Source organism: Nocardia sp. NBC_00416, from assembly GCF_036032445.1.
Classification (GTDB): domain Bacteria; phylum Actinomycetota; class Actinomycetes; order Mycobacteriales; family Mycobacteriaceae; genus Nocardia.
On sequence record NZ_CP107932.1, the window covers coordinates 2,126,937 to 2,140,350 of the forward strand.

A 13,414-nucleotide genomic window follows, 5' to 3' on the forward strand; every position below is an offset into this window, starting at 1 on the left:
GAACACTGTTCACCATCATGTAATTCGAAGAAGGAGTTCCCATGTCCAGACGTTTCCCCGGGTTCCGCATTCCCGGCGTGCTGGCCGGTTTGGTCGTACTGAGCTGTGTGGTACTGACGTTGTCCTCGTGTACCAGCGGTGAGGAGGCGCAGAGCTCGCCGGCCTCCCCCGCTGTCACCGTTGCCGGCCAGAACGGTGACGACGAGGGCGGCGATGTCGACTTCGACGCCGCCATCGGCGATTGCGTCGCGCTGTCGGGCACGATGATGGACGCGAAGATCGACCACGCGCAGTGCGGCACGGAGGACTCGAACTACAAGGTGGTCGCGAAGACAGCGACCAAAGACGGCTGCGCGTCGGATGTGGACCAGACCTACTACGTGACACTGGGCGGCGCGGAACAGGGCGCCCTGTGCCTCGATATCGACTGGGTCGAAGGTCAGTGCATGACGGTGCCCACCGGAAGCGACAGCCCCACCCACAGCCCGTGCACTCCGGGTAAGCCGGACACGGTCCACGTCCTGAAGATCCTGACCGGTACCACCGACGAATCCGGATGCCCTGCCGAGGCCACCAGCTACTACACCTATGCGGAACGCCAGCTCGTCACCTGTGTAGCCGAGGTGTAGCGGTCTCCGTCCGGATACCGGCAGGCGTGGCCTCACCTCGCGTGTGAGGCCACGCGCTCTGTCGCGGGTCCCGTGCCGGGTACCCACCGTTGACCAACGGCGGTAAACTGTGCACTCGCTACCCGAATGCGCGTTCTGGCGCGCGAATGGTGGGGGGATCGCCCGACCAGGGATCTGTGATGGAAACCAGAACAGACGAGATCGCCGACGGAATCTACCGATTCTCCACTTTCGTCCCCGAGGTGGGACCCACCGGGTTCACCTTCAATCAGTTCTTCGTCGACGCCGCGGAACCGCTGCTGTTCCACACCGGAATGCGGGCGCTCTTTCCGGCCGTATCCGCGGCGATAGCGCGTATCAGGCCGGTCGAGGAACTGCGCTGGATCACCTTCGGCCACGTGGAAGCCGACGAATGCGGCGCGATGAACCTCTTCCTGGCGGCGGCCCCGCGAGCGCAGGTGGCGCACGGAGTGGTGGGTTGCGAGGTCTCGATCGACGATTTGGCCGACCGGCTGCCACGCCGATTGGCCGATGACGAGGTCATCGATGTGGGTGACCGCCGGATCCAGCATCTGGATACCCCGCACGCACCGCACAACTGGGAAGCGCGCGTCCTCTACGACCAGACCACCAATGTGCTGTTCTGCGGTGATCTGATGACCCAGCTCGGCAACGGCCCCGCCCTGACCGATGCCGACCTGGTCGGACCGGCGGCCGTCGCCGAGGATCTGTTCCACGCGACCTCGCTCGGCCCCGCCGTGCCCGCGGCGCTGCGGCGACTCGCGGACCTGCGCCCCACCACGTTGGCCGTCATGCACGGATCGAGTTTCACCGGGAACGGCGAGACGGCGTTACGCGATCTCGCGTCGGTCTACGACGAGCGGATCGCCGCCGATCGGACCGGCGCACCCCGGGCGTGACACCGGACGGCCGCGCACACTCGCCGGCGAATTCCGCATCGCCGCGCGGGTTGTCGTTGCGCCCTGCACGTAGGGTTCGGTCTCGGGTGACGGGCCGTCGGCGCGCTCCGGGCAAGGAGGAATCGGATGAACGCAGAGACACCGCCGGGGCGTACCCCGAGCCGCTGGGAGGAACTCACCGCCGCCGACCCCGCGCATTCGGAATGGTATGTGCGGCGGTTCCGGACCCTGGCGGCCGAGGGTCAGGACATCTTCGGCGAGGCTCGGCTGATCGATGCCATGCTCGGCCGGCGGGGACGGGTCCTCGACGCGGGCTGCGGGCCCGGCCGTCTGGGCGGGCATCTGCACAATGCCGGTCACTCGGTCGTCGGTGTCGATGTCGATCCAGTGCTGATCGCCGCCGCCGAGGCCGACTATCCGGGGCCGGCCTGGCTCGTCGGCGACCTCGCCGAACTGGACCTCCCCGGCCGGGGGATCGAAGCCGATTTCGATGTGATCGTCTGCGCCGGCAATGTGATGACATTCCTGGCGCCGTCCACCCGGTCGGCGGTGCTCGCGGGATTCGCGCGGCACCTGGCGCCGGACGGCCGGCTGGTCACCGGTTTCGGCGCCGGACGCGGCTACGACTTCACCGAGTTCCGCACCGACGCCGCGGGCCAGGGCCTCACCGTGGACCTGCTGCTCTCGACCTGGGATCTACGCCCGTTCACCGAGACCTCGGAGTTCTTGGTGGCGGTTTTCTCCTCGGGCGAGCCCGACAAGAGCAGCTGTTCGACCTGACCGGGCGAACCGCCGTCGTCACCGGCGGCACCCGGGGTATCGGGCTCGCCATCACCGAGGGCTTCGCGCCGGCGGGCGCGCGGGTCGTCGTCGCGAGCCGCAAGCCGCAGGCGTGTGAACAGGCCGCCGTCCGGCTGCGCGAGCTGGGCACGGAGGCGATCGACGTGCCGACGCATCTCGGCGAGGTGGACGCCCTGCACGCGTTGGTGGAGACGACCGTGGAGACCTTCGGCGAGATCGACATCGTGGCGCAGCCGCTGGCGGCGAGGGAGCCCCAGGCGGTCGCTCGCTGAAAACCACTGCTGGAAGGAAGAAGCCGTGTCCGCGCTACCAGACCGTCGCCGCTCGGGGACCGCCCTGACCGCCCTCGCCGACACCGGCTCGAAGACTCACAAATCCGGCACTCTCCGCGTGCCGAGTCCTTGTCGCCCAGCGTATCTCGGCAGTTGCCGACTCCCCCGCCGACAAAGAACAGTGTGTCACATCCGGTGGTGTGTTAGAAATTCCGCGAACGGCAAGGAGGCGGTTGTGTCAGATCCCTATCGGCCCATCATCCGGAGCCCCGGCGACATGAGTGGACGAGCCCTGCGCATCGCCCTCGACGCCGACGGCGCCATCCACATGACCTACCGTGGCCATATCGGCGACCGCCTCGCCATGACCAAGGAGGAGTGCCGGCCCGCCGGGCCGGGCGACGCCCATCTCGGTCCGGGCCATCCGAGCAGCCCGGCCGGTGGGCACGTGCTCACCCTCGACGGCGTCCCCGGCGCCCTGGAGATGCAACGAAATGGATGATGAGGCCTACGCCGCAGACCGGTCCGCCGTTGCCGATGTCTCGGTCGGCGCCCGGTTCGGCGTGGTTCCCGAGTTGTGCGCCGCGCCGCCCGGCGTGGTGATGCCGGACCTGCGTCCTCACTACCTTCTGGAGTCCTCATGAGTTCACCCACGCTCACTGTCGCGGTGCTGGGCGCCGGCCTGCTGGCCGACCGGATCGCCGAGCGGATCGGCGCGCGGGCGGATCTCGAGGTGACCGCACGGCTTTCGACCTCACAGGCCCCGCCGGAGGCGGTGAATTGCGTCGTCTACGTGCCGGCCTTCGCCGAGATCGCGGCGCAGACACCGAACACCGTTCTCCCGCGATTGCTCCGGGACGGTCATGACGTGATCTCGACAGCGCCGCTGGACGGACACGTTCCGCCCGCCGAGCTGCTCGACGCCTGCCGAACCGGGAATTCGACCTTTCATGCCACCGGGGCCTTCCAAGCCACCATCCCGGCCCGGCTCATCCGATCCTTGACCGAGGTCACCCGGGGAATCCGCCGCGTGGAACTCATCGAGGAACTCGACCTGCCCGCCACCGGCGTGTACCCGTGGGATACCCAGTGCGACACCGGTATCGGATCCGCGGACGCCGCCGCCGCCACTGCCGGGGCGGCCGCGGTCGACGGCTATTACGCGGCCGGGCTGCGTGTCCTCGACGACGCCGTATTCCAGAGTGCGGCGGGAATCGCCGCGAGTCCGAGCCGAACGGTGGACGTGGTCACCAACGGCTCCGGCACGGTCCAGAAGGTCATCGTCGACCGGGACCTCGGACCGGGACTGAGTTACCGGTCCGTGTGGACCACGGCCACTGCGGACCGAGCTCCCCTGCGTTATCAGCTCGTCACGACGACCGATACCGCGAAGGGCACGGCGAACGTCAGGTTCCGGTTCACCGATGGACTACATCCGGCCGATCACTTGACCTGCGTGAACGTCGTCGAGGCAGTGCGCCCGGTCCACGAGCACGGTCCCGGGATAGCCCACCGTGATCTGTCGATGACCCACCTCGTATCCGATAATCGGCTGAGCACCTGATATCCGGCCGCGCTCCGGGCGTCGACGCAGGTCTCGAATTCATCTGATCCGGTAGCCGCCTCCCGCCGTCAGATTTGCTGATGGGATGCTGTAGTCGGCACCGCAGGATCACTCCGGGAGCCGCGGCCGACGGTCGCGGACCGCCCCAGTGGACAACAGCTCGGATTTTCAGTGCACATCGACCTCTCTGAGCCCCGGCCTGCCCGCAGGGCAGGCGGCGAAAGGTGAGAAACATGAAGCTGACAGTCATCGGCGGCACCGGGCGGATCGGTTCACAGGTGGTCCGGCAACTGACCGCCGCCGGCCACGAGGCCGTGCCCGCGGCACCGTCCACCGGCGTCGACCTGATCACCGGACAGGGCATCGACCAGGCGCTGGAGGGGGCGGACGTCGTGGTCGACCTGGCCAATTCGCCGACCTTCGACGAGGCATCCCTGGATTTCTTCCGCACCTCCATGAACAATCTGCTCTCCGCGGGCGACCGAGCCGGTGTCGAGCATCAGGTGGTCCTGTCGATCGTGGGCGTGGACCAGGTACCGCAGCTGGACTACTACCGGGCCAAGACTCTCCAGGAGGAGCTGCTCCGGCAAGGACCGACGCCGTACTCCATCGTGCGCGCCACCCAGTTCTTCGAGTTCATGGACGCGGTCTTCTCCTGGAGCGCCGACGACAGCACCGTCCGCCTACCCGCCACCCGCCTGCAACCGATGGCCGCCGCGGACGTCGTCGACGCGGTGATCGGGGTCGCCACCGGCACCCCGCTGCAGGGAATCCGCAACGTCGCCGGGCCCGATGTCTTCCCGCTCGACGAACTCGGCAGGATCACCTTGGCGGCCCGGCACGACGATCGGATCGTCGTCACCGACGAGACGGCCGGGATGTTCGGCGCGGTCACCGATGACGCGCTCATCGCGGGCCCGGACGCACACCTGTCCACCACCCACTACCGGGACTGGCTCGCCACGCACTGAGCGGCGGAGTGTCCGGGTCGACCGGCCGCGGTCGACCCGGCACCGACACGCGCGATATCCAACGCCTCGCCCACGTGTGGCGGTTTTCATCGCCGCCCGGCGATGCTCGCGCAGATCGATGAATCCGTGGTCGTGGTGAACGCCGTGCCCCCGGCTCGTTCCTGAAGCACCCTTCAGACCACTTCAGGCTGCCTTCAGCGGCTGCCTGCGACAGTGGCTGCCGTATCGAGATCGCGATCGAACGGCGAAAGGGGAGAACGGGAATGAAGCAGACGGTGCGTATCGATGGAGACCCCTACCGGGTAGTGGAGAGGACGCGTCTTTCGGCAGTATCGCGCGCCTGCTACGGCAAGTATCGGTTCATCCTCCGGCGGGTCACCGACGACTCCCTGTGGATGGCCTTCGACAGCCGGATCACCCCGGTTTCCGAACTGCTGCGCTACGGGAGCGGGACTCGACAGTAGTCCCGCCGCGGACAGTGCGGTTCGCCCCGCCGGGCGCGTGTCCGCGTCCGGTGGGCGCTGCCGTTGGATTACGGCTGTGCGCGAGAGTGTTTCACCGAATGCCGAACTGCGGCCGATAAGTTATGGATCAGTTATAGATCAGTTATCGGCGGTTCGAGAATTGATATACCGCCCGGTCCGCTGCGGAGGTGCGGGGGGTTCCGCATCGAGCAGTTCGGCGAACTCCGAAACAGAGGCCTTCCAACAGGGCGGGGACAGCTGGGATTACGCCACGACCCGGATCATCGGATCCCGTAGGTGACATTCCTCGAATCCGCAACGTAGACAACGCAATGTTGCGGATTCAACGCACCGGTATAGCCAATGTGATTGAAAGCACAGGCTTTCAGGCAAATGATCAGCACTCAACACCGAGGCGCTCGCCGTACTGTCTAGCCCGACGAACAAGCTCCGGGTATCCCGGCGGGACTTTGGATGGACATGCTTCACCTCGAACACTTCGCGTTCGGCTGGTTAACGCCCGCCCTTGCTTACTGCCTCTCGGCCATCGGCTGCGCCATCGGACTGCAGTGCACCAAACAGGCCCGCAACGGACGAGGCCGCTTCGGTTGGCTGTTCCTGGCCTCGATCACCGTCGGCGGCACAGGTATCTGGGTCATGCATTTCGTTGCGATGCTGGGCTTTTCCATACACGGCGCGCAGATCCGGTTCGATGTTCCGCTCACCGTGCTGAGCGCGGTCATCGCGATCGGGGTCGTGGGCATCGGGTTGTATCTGGTGAGTTCTCCCGGCGCCGGGATCACCGCGCTGCTCGCCGGCGGCGTGATCACCGGTCTCGGCATCGGGGCCATGCACTACACCGGTATGTACGCGATGAAGACGGATGCGCATATCGACTACGACGCGGCCCGCGTGGCACTCTCGCTGGTGATCGCCACCGTCGCGGCGACCGCGACATTGTGGTTCAGCATGCGGTCCTGGGGTCTGCTGTCCACCTTGGGCGCCGCGTCGATCATGGCGGCGGCGGTGGCGACGATGCACTACACCGGCATGTCCGCGATGCACGCGCATTCCGTTCCCGGGGCCGCCGAGCCGCAGGGCGCCGAAGCCCTCCAGGTGCTGGGACCGCTACTCGGCGGAATCAGCGTCGTCACCGTCGCGGTTCTCATCGGCGTGAGCATGGCCCTCACGGATCCGCACTCGGCGCCCGTCCAGGGTCGATAGCCGGCCGGCGGCCACCCGGCCCGGTGAGCACCGCCCGTGCGGAACGCCTCGCTGCCCGCCGCCGGTGCTGAGCGCGATACCCATCGATGACTTCCGCGAATGCTGTCCACGCAACACACCGCGAGCAACCGGCTCCGGGCACCGCCCGGACAGTATCGTTTCGGAGCGGACCCGACCGCCCTTCCGGTGCGCTACTGGAGGCCCCCGGAACAGGGCGCCGACCGTATCCGTCACGTCCGATCCCCGCGCCGCTCAGGAAAGGTCGACTGGAATGTGCACGACGTTCACCCTCACCGCGGCCGACCATTCGATCGCCGTCGGCCGCACCATGGAATTCGCGCCCGACCTCGGTTCGAGACTCACGGTGTTTCCGCGGAAGTGGAATTATCGGGCCGAGAGCCCCGTCCCCGGCGAACCCGGGCTCGCTTGGCAGGGCACCTACGGCACCGTCGGCATGGATCTGTTCGGTCTCGATTGCCTGCTGGACGGCGTCAACGAGGCGGGGCTCTACTTCGGCGCGCTGTACCTTCCGGGCTTCGCCGAATTTCAGACAGTGCCGGCCGGAAAGGAATCCGATTCGCTCTCCCAGGTGCGCGATATCGGCAACTATCTGCTGTCGACCTGCGCCACCGTCGACGAAGCGCGGCGCGCGCTCCAGCAGGTGCTGGTCTGGGGAGCGACGTTTCCCGGCCGGGACGAGCCGATAGAACTGCACTACGCGGTGCACGACAAGGCCGGGCGATCGATGGTCGTCGAATATATCGCCGGGGAACTGCGGACCCACGACAACCCACTGGGAGTACTGACCAACTCACCACCGTTCGACTGGCATCTGTTGAACCTCGGCAACTTCATCAATCTGTCGGCCACCAATGTTCCCGATCTGGAACTCTCGGGATACGACGTGAAGGCGCTCGGCCAGGGCACCGGGCTCCTGGGTCTGCCGGGCGACTTCACCCCACCTTCACGATTCGTGCGGGCGGTCGCGCTGAGCCGGTCGGCACGCGAGCCCGAGAACAACACACAGGCGGCGGTGCTGGCCTCCCACATCCTGGACAGCTTCGATATCACCGAGGGGCTGGTGCGTGGCGAGGAGGACGGCCGCGAATCACTCGAATACACCCAATGGTCAACGATTTCCACACTGGACGGGGGACACTGCCGGTATTTCGTCAGGTACTACGAGAATCCGGTGTGGCACGGTGTCGACCTCTCGGCGATCGACTTCGATCGAACCGTCGTCACTCGACTCGATACCGGCGGAGCCAGCTGGTTCAGCGATATCACCCCGCGATCGGAATCGGCGATGAGCGCCTCCTGAATGCCGGTCGCCGCCACCGCGGCGTGCGTTCCCCGACGCCGCGGTGCGGCCGCTCAGTCGAGCACGTCGAAGATCTCTTCGGCGCGGTCGCGGGACCGGTACATTTCCCACGCGGTGTCGGCGATACGGTCGGGATCGAGCGTGTGGCCCTGCAGTGAACCGTAGCGCGCGGTATCGGCGCTGATCATCGCGTGGATATCCCCGCGCTCCACGACTCCGCCGATGGTGAGGGTGCCCGCGTACAGTCCGTCCTGGGCGATCGCCGCGTTGAGCGTGAGCGCATAGTTCCGTAGCGCGGCCGCCGCGAGCGCGAGTTCGCCCAGCGCGGGCATCGGGCGCACGCTGGAGAGCCCACCGGCGAACAGCAGCCCGCCGCGACCACGCGCACGCATCCCCGGCAGCACCGCCTCGACCACATCGATCGCCGGCCATACCCAGGAGAACGCCGCCGCGGCGGTCGCCGAGTCCACGTCGGCGATGGGCGTCGGCGGCCGGCTCGAACCGCAGCCGTAGTAGACGAGGTCGATATCGCCGTCGGCTTCGATCTTGGCGAGAGCCGACCGCAATGCGGCCCGATCGGTGGCGTCGACAGCGTAGGTCGCGGCCTCGACGCCGTGCTCGGCCAGGTCGGCTCGGTAGCCGGCGTGCCTGGACTCGCCGCGCGACAGCAGCGCCACCCGGCGTCCTTCGCGTCCGAAGCGCCGGGCCATGGACATACCGAGACCCGGCCCGACACCGACGATCACTGCCGTTCCCTTGTTGGACATCATGCTTCCCTTCAGATAAATCGAGGCCCCCCTCAATTTCGAAGATACCACGAAGTCGAGGCAGCCCTCAGTTTCGTACAATGGCGGTTATGACCAGACCCCTGCGCCGCGACGCCGCCCGCAACCGCGAAAAGGTGCTCGAGGCGGCCGCGGCGGTGTTCACCGAGCAGGGACTGCGCGGATCGCTCGAAGAGGTGGCGCGGCGGGCCGGAGTGGGCATCGGCACTGTCTACAACCACTTCCCCACCCGAGATGCGCTGATCGACGCGCTACTCCCCGCCCGGCTGGCCGCAGTGGACGAGTTCGCCGCGGCGTCGGAGTCCGAACCCGACGCGTGGCGCGCGTTCACCGGGTTCGTCGGTCGACTCACGCAGCAGATGGCGGCCGATCGGGGGCTCCTGGAGGCGTTCACCGGTGACCATCCCGCCGCCGAACAGGTGGCCGCGGCCTGTCATCGGGGCATGGCCCAGCTGTCCCGGCTACTCGAACGGACACGCGACGCCGGCGCCCTGCGCCACGATGTCACCGATGCCGATGTCGTGCATCTGATCTGGGCCTTGTCGCTGCTCGGCGACGCGGCCGGGGCGGAAGCGGTCGGCCGGTGCACGAGCCTGGCGTTGGACGGGCTGCGGGCCGAACGGCAGTGAGACGCCACTGGTCCCCGGGTGCCGGGTGGCACAGAGACGGCGGTGCGGGTGGCCCACCAGGAGCCACCCGCACCGCCGGCGGGACTATCGAAGGAGGTCAGTAATAGTGCCGGCGGCCCGCAACAGGACGGCCCACCGAACCGGCGATGGCGAGCACCGCTCCGACGACGAGCAGAACGAGTCCGATGGTGGTGAGCAAGCCGATGCCGAGCAAATAGCCGACGATGAGCAGAACGAGTCCGAGAACGATCATCACACTGTCTTTCTTTCGAAGATTCGAGCTGGATACGGGCCGGCGCTACTTCGCCGCCGCCGCACTCTTGTCCGGTTTGCGGAGCAAGCGGCTCACCGACCAGGCCGATTCCCGCTTGCCGGTGGTGGTCGGCACCGGCTTCTTGACCGGTTCCTTGGTCTTGGCGAGATCCCGCTGCACCGCGGCCATCTCCCGCCGCGACTCCCGCAGCTCACGACGGGTCGTCAACCCTCGGCGGGTGGAACGCCAAGCGCCCGCGGACACCAGCCCCACTCCCAGCCCGCCGACCACTCCGACGAGGATGCCGATGAGAAAGAGTTCGCCGGTGGTCCCGGCGAAGTGGTAGTCGAATACCGAGAAGTCACTGGTCAGCCGGTTGACGTCGCTGGTATTGGCCGCCACACCGGCGACACCGGCAGCGACCGCGGCGACGGCGACGACAAGCCCGAGAATGATTAGCATGGCAACTCCCAAGGGTCGAGGGACGTTATGCTCCCGCTATTCCCGGCAAATATGATGTCAAACCCGGCGAAGGCCAATGGGTTACCGCGACGGCGGCACCGGGCGGGCCACCACCCGGCGGACGGGCAACCCGCAACGCGCGGCCGTCCGATGCGCCGAGCTACCGGGGACAGGCCGTCGCTCGGACGTTTCGCAGAGCTATCGCGGTCCGGAGCGGCCCCGGAAGGTGTCCTCCAGGTGCGCGAGGGTCGTCCGGAGTTCCGCCGGGTCGTTGTACTTGAAGATCCCGTCGTATCCGGATTCGGCGCGGATCGCGGCCTCCACGGCGGGGTCGTGGTACAGCGCGGCCAGGGCGAGCAGCGTCGGATCGTCGGAGTCCTCGGCGCGGGCGGCGAAGACATTGATGTACTGGGTCAGCTCCGGACGGCCGGGATCGTCGGTGTAGACGACATCGTCCGCGGTGAGTCCGGCGGGCACCGCGAACGTGTCGTCCACGAACGCGGCGTCGACACTGTCGAGGGATTGGGCGGTCAGGGTGGGATCGATCGTGGTCAGCCGGACCCGTGACGCGGCGGTGTCCACATCCTCGATGCGCGAATCCCAGCTCGCACCGCCCTTCAGGACGATCAGCCCCGCCGCCGCCAGTCCGAGCAGCGGGCGCACCTGGTTCGCCGGGTTATTGCTCAGGGTGATCTCGCCCCCGGGCGGGATATCGGCCACGGAGTCGTGTTTCTTCGAATAGAGGGTCAGCGGGAAGATCTCGGTGGCGCCGATCGGTGTCAGATTGTCGTTGTCGGCGACGTTGTAGTTGGCCAGGTAGCGCACATGCTGGAATTTGTTGAGATCGATCCGGCCCTGAGACAGCGCTGGGTTCGGCTGGTTGTAGTCGGAGAAGTTGACGAACTCGACGGTGATCCCGCGTTCGGCGGCCTTCGCCCGGTACACCTCCCAGTGCGGCAGCGCCAGATCGTTCACCCCGATCCGCACCACATCCGGGTCGCGCCCCTGCCCGCAGGCGGGAAGCAACGCGACCAGCGCGAGTAGGACCGGAACAACGGCGATACGACGCAGACCTCGCATTGTGCGCAACGTAGACGGTCGACCGCGATACCGGCCAGAATTTCGTTCAGCACAATCGCAACCGTTGCCGCGCCACCGCGGCCGTCGCTTGGATGGTCGAGTCCACACCGCCACGAATTATCGGGAGCACGCGTTGAAATTCCCTCGGGTACTGGCGATCCCAGCGCTGATCACCGCCGCCGCGCTCGCCCTCACAGGCTGCGGCGGCAGCGACGCGGGGTCCGATGACGTGGTCCGGATCGGTACCACCGAGAGCGATCAGGGGTGGGATGTGTTCGAGCAGAAGGCCCGGGACGCGGGCATCACCCTGCAGATCACGAACTACTCCGACTACTCGCAGCCCAATATCGCCCTGTCGCAGGGTCAGATCGACGTCAACCTGTTCCAGCACCTGCAGTTCCTCGGCGAATTCAACGTCGCCAACAACGCGGATCTGACACCGATCGGCGCCACACAGATCGTTCCGCTCGGCCTCTATTCGAAGAAGCACGCCTCCGTGGCCGAGATCCCGCGCGGCGGGGAGATCGCGATCCCCAATGATCCTTCCAACCAGGCGCGGGCACTGTTCGTCCTGGAAGCGGCGGGCCTGGTGAAACTGTCCTCGGACACCCGGGCGCCCTCCCCCGCCGATATCGATCGGGCCGCGTCGAAGGTGAAGGTGACGCCCGTCGACGCGGCGCAGACCGCACTGTCACTCGCGTCGGTGGACGGGTCGGTCATCAACAACACATACCTGGAGCGATCCGGCATCGACCCGCTTTCGGCCCTGTACAAAGACGATCCGTCGAGCCCGGGCGCCGAACCGTACATCAACACCTTCGTCGCCCGCGCCGAAGACAAGGACGATCCGACCTACCAGCGGCTCGTGGACATCTGGCACGACCCCGAAGTGCAGCAGGCGGTCTCCGAATCCTCCAAGGGCACCTCGGTGGAGGTCCGGCGTGGCGGGCACGAGCTCGAACCGATTCTGCAGCGCGTCCAGCAGACGATCCGCGACGGGCAGTGAGCGGTACATCGCCCGGTCCGGACACCGCCGTACCCGCGGTCGAGTTCCGGTCGGTGACCAAGGTCTTCCGGACCGGAAAGCACGAGGAGACGGCCCTGTCGGGAATCGATCTGCGGATCGAGCAGGGTGAGATCTTCGGTGTGATCGGCTATTCCGGTGCGGGCAAGAGCACCCTGGTACGTCTCATCAATGCCCTGGAGAAGCCGACCAGCGGCACCATCGACATCTCCGGCACCCCGATCACCGGGGTCCCGGAGGCCCGGGTGCGCCGGCTACGCCGCGATATCGGCATGGTCTTCCAGCAGTTCAACCTTTTTCGCTCCCGTACCGCGGCCGGGAATATCGAGTACCCGCTGAAAGTGGCGGGCTGGCCACGCGCGAAACGCAAGGAACGACTCGCCGAGCTGCTGGAGTTCGTCGGGCTGTCCGATAAAGCCGGCAGCTACCCCGATCAGCTCTCCGGCGGCCAGAAACAGCGGGTCGGCATCGCACGGGCGCTGGCCACCTCGCCGTCGCTGCTGCTGGCGGACGAGGCCACCTCGGCGCTCGATCCGGAAACCACCGGTGAAGTGCTGCGCCTGCTGCGCAAGATCAATGCCGAACTCGGCGTCACCATCGTCGTCATCACGCATGAGATGGATGTGATCCGGGCGGTCGCCGACCGGGTGGCGGTACTGGCCGAGGGCCGGATCGTCGAATTGGCGAACACCTTCGACGTATTCGCCGCGCCGCAGGCCGCGCCGACCCGCTCGTTCGTCGACACCGTGCTGCACAATCGGCCGGCCCCCGAAGAATTGCGGCGATTGACCGAACTGCACCGGGGCCGCCTGGTGACCGTCGATATCGACGATGCGCGCGGTATCGGATCGGCACTCACCGGCGCCGCCCACGCCGGGGTGCGATTCGAAGTCGTCTACGGCGGCGTCAGCACCCTGCAGGACAAAACCTTCGGCAATATCACCCTCGCACTCGACGGCCCGGACGACGCCGTCGACAAGGTGATCGCACAACTCGACCAACGGTAGCGAGGACC

17 protein-coding genes and 1 pseudogene are annotated in these 13,414 nt (G+C 67.0%); 14 read left to right on the forward strand and 4 right to left on the reverse strand.

Going from position 1 to position 13,414, the window contains the following annotated elements; all coding sequences use genetic code 11:
* Positions 1 to 41: 41 nt before the first annotated feature.
* The 11 genes and pseudogenes from lppU (at position 42) to OG804_RS08675 (ending at position 8,166) form a co-directional block, all read left to right on the forward strand.
* Positions 42 to 629 carry an LppU family putative lipoprotein gene (gene lppU, locus OG804_RS08625; RefSeq protein WP_328395683.1) on the forward strand — a complete coding sequence of 196 codons (588 nt, stop codon included), beginning with the start codon at positions 42 to 44 and terminating at the stop codon, positions 627 to 629.
* A gap of 179 nt (positions 630 to 808) precedes the next feature.
* Complete coding sequence (locus OG804_RS08630) at positions 809 to 1,549, forward strand: MBL fold metallo-hydrolase (RefSeq protein WP_328395685.1); 741 nt, start codon at positions 809 to 811, stop codon at positions 1,547 to 1,549.
* 126 nt (positions 1,550 to 1,675) lie between these two features.
* A complete protein-coding gene (locus OG804_RS08635) occupies positions 1,676 to 2,329 on the forward strand; it encodes a class I SAM-dependent methyltransferase (protein WP_328395687.1) in 654 nt (217 codons plus the stop codon).
* Positions 2,326 to 2,610 (forward strand): annotated as a pseudogene (locus tag OG804_RS08640) (SDR family NAD(P)-dependent oxidoreductase); the annotation flags it as partial. The gene OG804_RS08635 and the pseudogene OG804_RS08640, both read left to right, overlap by 4 nt.
* 247 nt (positions 2,611 to 2,857) lie before the next feature.
* The gene (locus OG804_RS08645; protein WP_328395689.1) at positions 2,858 to 3,124 is read left to right on the forward strand and encodes a hypothetical protein; all 267 of its coding nucleotides are present in this window, start codon (positions 2,858 to 2,860) and stop codon (positions 3,122 to 3,124) included.
* The gene (locus OG804_RS08650) at positions 3,117 to 3,266 is read left to right on the forward strand and encodes a hypothetical protein (RefSeq protein WP_328395691.1); all 150 of its coding nucleotides are present in this window, start codon (positions 3,117 to 3,119) and stop codon (positions 3,264 to 3,266) included. Before OG804_RS08645 ends, OG804_RS08650 begins: the two co-directional genes overlap by 8 nt.
* Positions 3,263 to 4,186: a hypothetical protein gene (locus OG804_RS08655; protein ID WP_328395693.1), complete on the forward strand. Its 924-nt coding sequence runs from the start codon at positions 3,263 to 3,265 to the stop codon at positions 4,184 to 4,186. The genes OG804_RS08650 and OG804_RS08655 overlap by 4 nt, the downstream gene beginning before the upstream one ends.
* Positions 4,187 to 4,419: 233 nt before the next feature.
* Positions 4,420 to 5,157 (forward strand): SDR family oxidoreductase, encoded by a 738-nt coding sequence (locus OG804_RS08660; protein WP_328395695.1) that lies wholly within the window; start codon positions 4,420 to 4,422, stop codon positions 5,155 to 5,157.
* Positions 5,158 to 5,420: 263 nt separating this feature from the next.
* Entirely contained in the window at positions 5,421 to 5,621 is a 201-nt protein-coding gene (locus OG804_RS08665) for a hypothetical protein (RefSeq protein ID WP_328395697.1), read from the forward strand.
* A gap of 474 nt (positions 5,622 to 6,095) precedes the next feature.
* Positions 6,096 to 6,845: an MHYT domain-containing protein gene (locus OG804_RS08670; protein ID WP_328395699.1), complete on the forward strand. Its 750-nt coding sequence runs from the start codon at positions 6,096 to 6,098 to the stop codon at positions 6,843 to 6,845.
* Positions 6,846 to 7,116: 271 nt separating this feature from the next.
* On the forward strand, positions 7,117 to 8,166 hold the full coding sequence (locus OG804_RS08675) for a choloylglycine hydrolase family protein (RefSeq protein ID WP_328395701.1): 1,050 nt from the start codon (positions 7,117 to 7,119) through the stop codon (positions 8,164 to 8,166).
* Between the two features lie 53 nt (positions 8,167 to 8,219).
* Here OG804_RS08675 and OG804_RS08680 read toward each other — a convergent pair whose 3' ends face one another.
* Complete coding sequence (locus OG804_RS08680; RefSeq protein WP_328395703.1) at positions 8,220 to 8,936, reverse strand: SDR family NAD(P)-dependent oxidoreductase; 717 nt, start codon at positions 8,934 to 8,936, stop codon at positions 8,220 to 8,222.
* An 86-nt stretch (positions 8,937 to 9,022) separates the two neighbouring features.
* Here OG804_RS08680 and OG804_RS08685 point away from each other — a divergent pair, with 86 nt between their 5' ends.
* A complete protein-coding gene (locus tag OG804_RS08685) occupies positions 9,023 to 9,580 on the forward strand; it encodes a TetR/AcrR family transcriptional regulator (RefSeq protein ID WP_328395705.1) in 558 nt (185 codons plus the stop codon).
* Positions 9,581 to 9,677: 97 nt separating this feature from the next.
* Here the strand turns inward: OG804_RS08685 and OG804_RS08690 are convergent, their stop codons facing one another.
* The 3 genes from OG804_RS08690 to OG804_RS08700 all read right to left on the reverse strand — a co-directional run bounded on the left by OG804_RS08690 (position 9,678) and on the right by OG804_RS08700 (position 11,375).
* Positions 9,678 to 9,836 (reverse strand): hypothetical protein, encoded by a 159-nt coding sequence (locus OG804_RS08690; protein ID WP_328398911.1) that lies wholly within the window; start codon positions 9,834 to 9,836, stop codon positions 9,678 to 9,680.
* 42 nt (positions 9,837 to 9,878) lie between these two features.
* Positions 9,879 to 10,295, reverse strand: coding sequence for a hypothetical protein (locus tag OG804_RS08695; RefSeq protein WP_328395707.1), 417 nt, complete (start codon positions 10,293 to 10,295; stop codon positions 9,879 to 9,881).
* 198 nt (positions 10,296 to 10,493) lie between these two features.
* On the reverse strand, positions 10,494 to 11,375 hold the full coding sequence (locus OG804_RS08700; protein ID WP_328395709.1) for a MetQ/NlpA family ABC transporter substrate-binding protein: 882 nt from the start codon (positions 11,373 to 11,375) through the stop codon (positions 10,494 to 10,496).
* 133 nt (positions 11,376 to 11,508) lie between these two features.
* Between OG804_RS08700 and OG804_RS08705 the strand changes: the two genes are divergently transcribed.
* Positions 11,509 to 12,381, forward strand: coding sequence for a MetQ/NlpA family ABC transporter substrate-binding protein (locus OG804_RS08705; protein WP_442941773.1), 873 nt, complete (start codon positions 11,509 to 11,511; stop codon positions 12,379 to 12,381).
* Positions 12,378 to 13,406 (forward strand): methionine ABC transporter ATP-binding protein, encoded by a 1,029-nt coding sequence (locus OG804_RS08710; protein ID WP_328395711.1) that lies wholly within the window; start codon positions 12,378 to 12,380, stop codon positions 13,404 to 13,406. Before OG804_RS08705 ends, OG804_RS08710 begins: the two co-directional genes overlap by 4 nt.
* Positions 13,407 to 13,414 lie beyond the last annotated feature (8 nt).

Excerpts from the sequence above, each read along its gene's own strand:
- OG804_RS08635 (WP_328395687.1), top strand. The coding sequence starts at position 1,676 with ATGAACGCAGAGACACCGCCGGGGCGTACCCCGAGCCGCTGGGAGGAA.
- OG804_RS08670 (WP_328395699.1), top strand. The coding sequence starts at position 6,096 with ATGGACATGCTTCACCTCGAACACTTCGCGTTCGGCTGGTTAACGCCC.
- OG804_RS08665 (WP_328395697.1), top strand. The coding sequence starts at position 5,421 with ATGAAGCAGACGGTGCGTATCGATGGAGACCCCTACCGGGTAGTGGAG.
- OG804_RS08680 (WP_328395703.1), bottom strand. The coding sequence starts at position 8,936 with ATGATGTCCAACAAGGGAACGGCAGTGATCGTCGGTGTCGGGCCGGGT.
- OG804_RS08655 (WP_328395693.1), top strand. The coding sequence starts at position 3,263 with ATGAGTTCACCCACGCTCACTGTCGCGGTGCTGGGCGCCGGCCTGCTG.
- OG804_RS08700 (WP_328395709.1), bottom strand. The coding sequence starts at position 11,375 with ATGCGAGGTCTGCGTCGTATCGCCGTTGTTCCGGTCCTACTCGCGCTG.
- OG804_RS08685 (WP_328395705.1), top strand. The coding sequence starts at position 9,023 with ATGACCAGACCCCTGCGCCGCGACGCCGCCCGCAACCGCGAAAAGGTG.
- OG804_RS08695 (WP_328395707.1), bottom strand. The coding sequence starts at position 10,295 with ATGCTAATCATTCTCGGGCTTGTCGTCGCCGTCGCCGCGGTCGCTGCC.
- OG804_RS08630 (WP_328395685.1), top strand. The coding sequence starts at position 809 with ATGGAAACCAGAACAGACGAGATCGCCGACGGAATCTACCGATTCTCC.
- lppU (WP_328395683.1), top strand. The coding sequence starts at position 42 with ATGTCCAGACGTTTCCCCGGGTTCCGCATTCCCGGCGTGCTGGCCGGT.
- OG804_RS08675 (WP_328395701.1), top strand. The coding sequence starts at position 7,117 with ATGTGCACGACGTTCACCCTCACCGCGGCCGACCATTCGATCGCCGTC.
- OG804_RS08660 (WP_328395695.1), top strand. The coding sequence starts at position 4,420 with ATGAAGCTGACAGTCATCGGCGGCACCGGGCGGATCGGTTCACAGGTG.
- OG804_RS08650 (WP_328395691.1), top strand. The coding sequence starts at position 3,117 with ATGGATGATGAGGCCTACGCCGCAGACCGGTCCGCCGTTGCCGATGTC.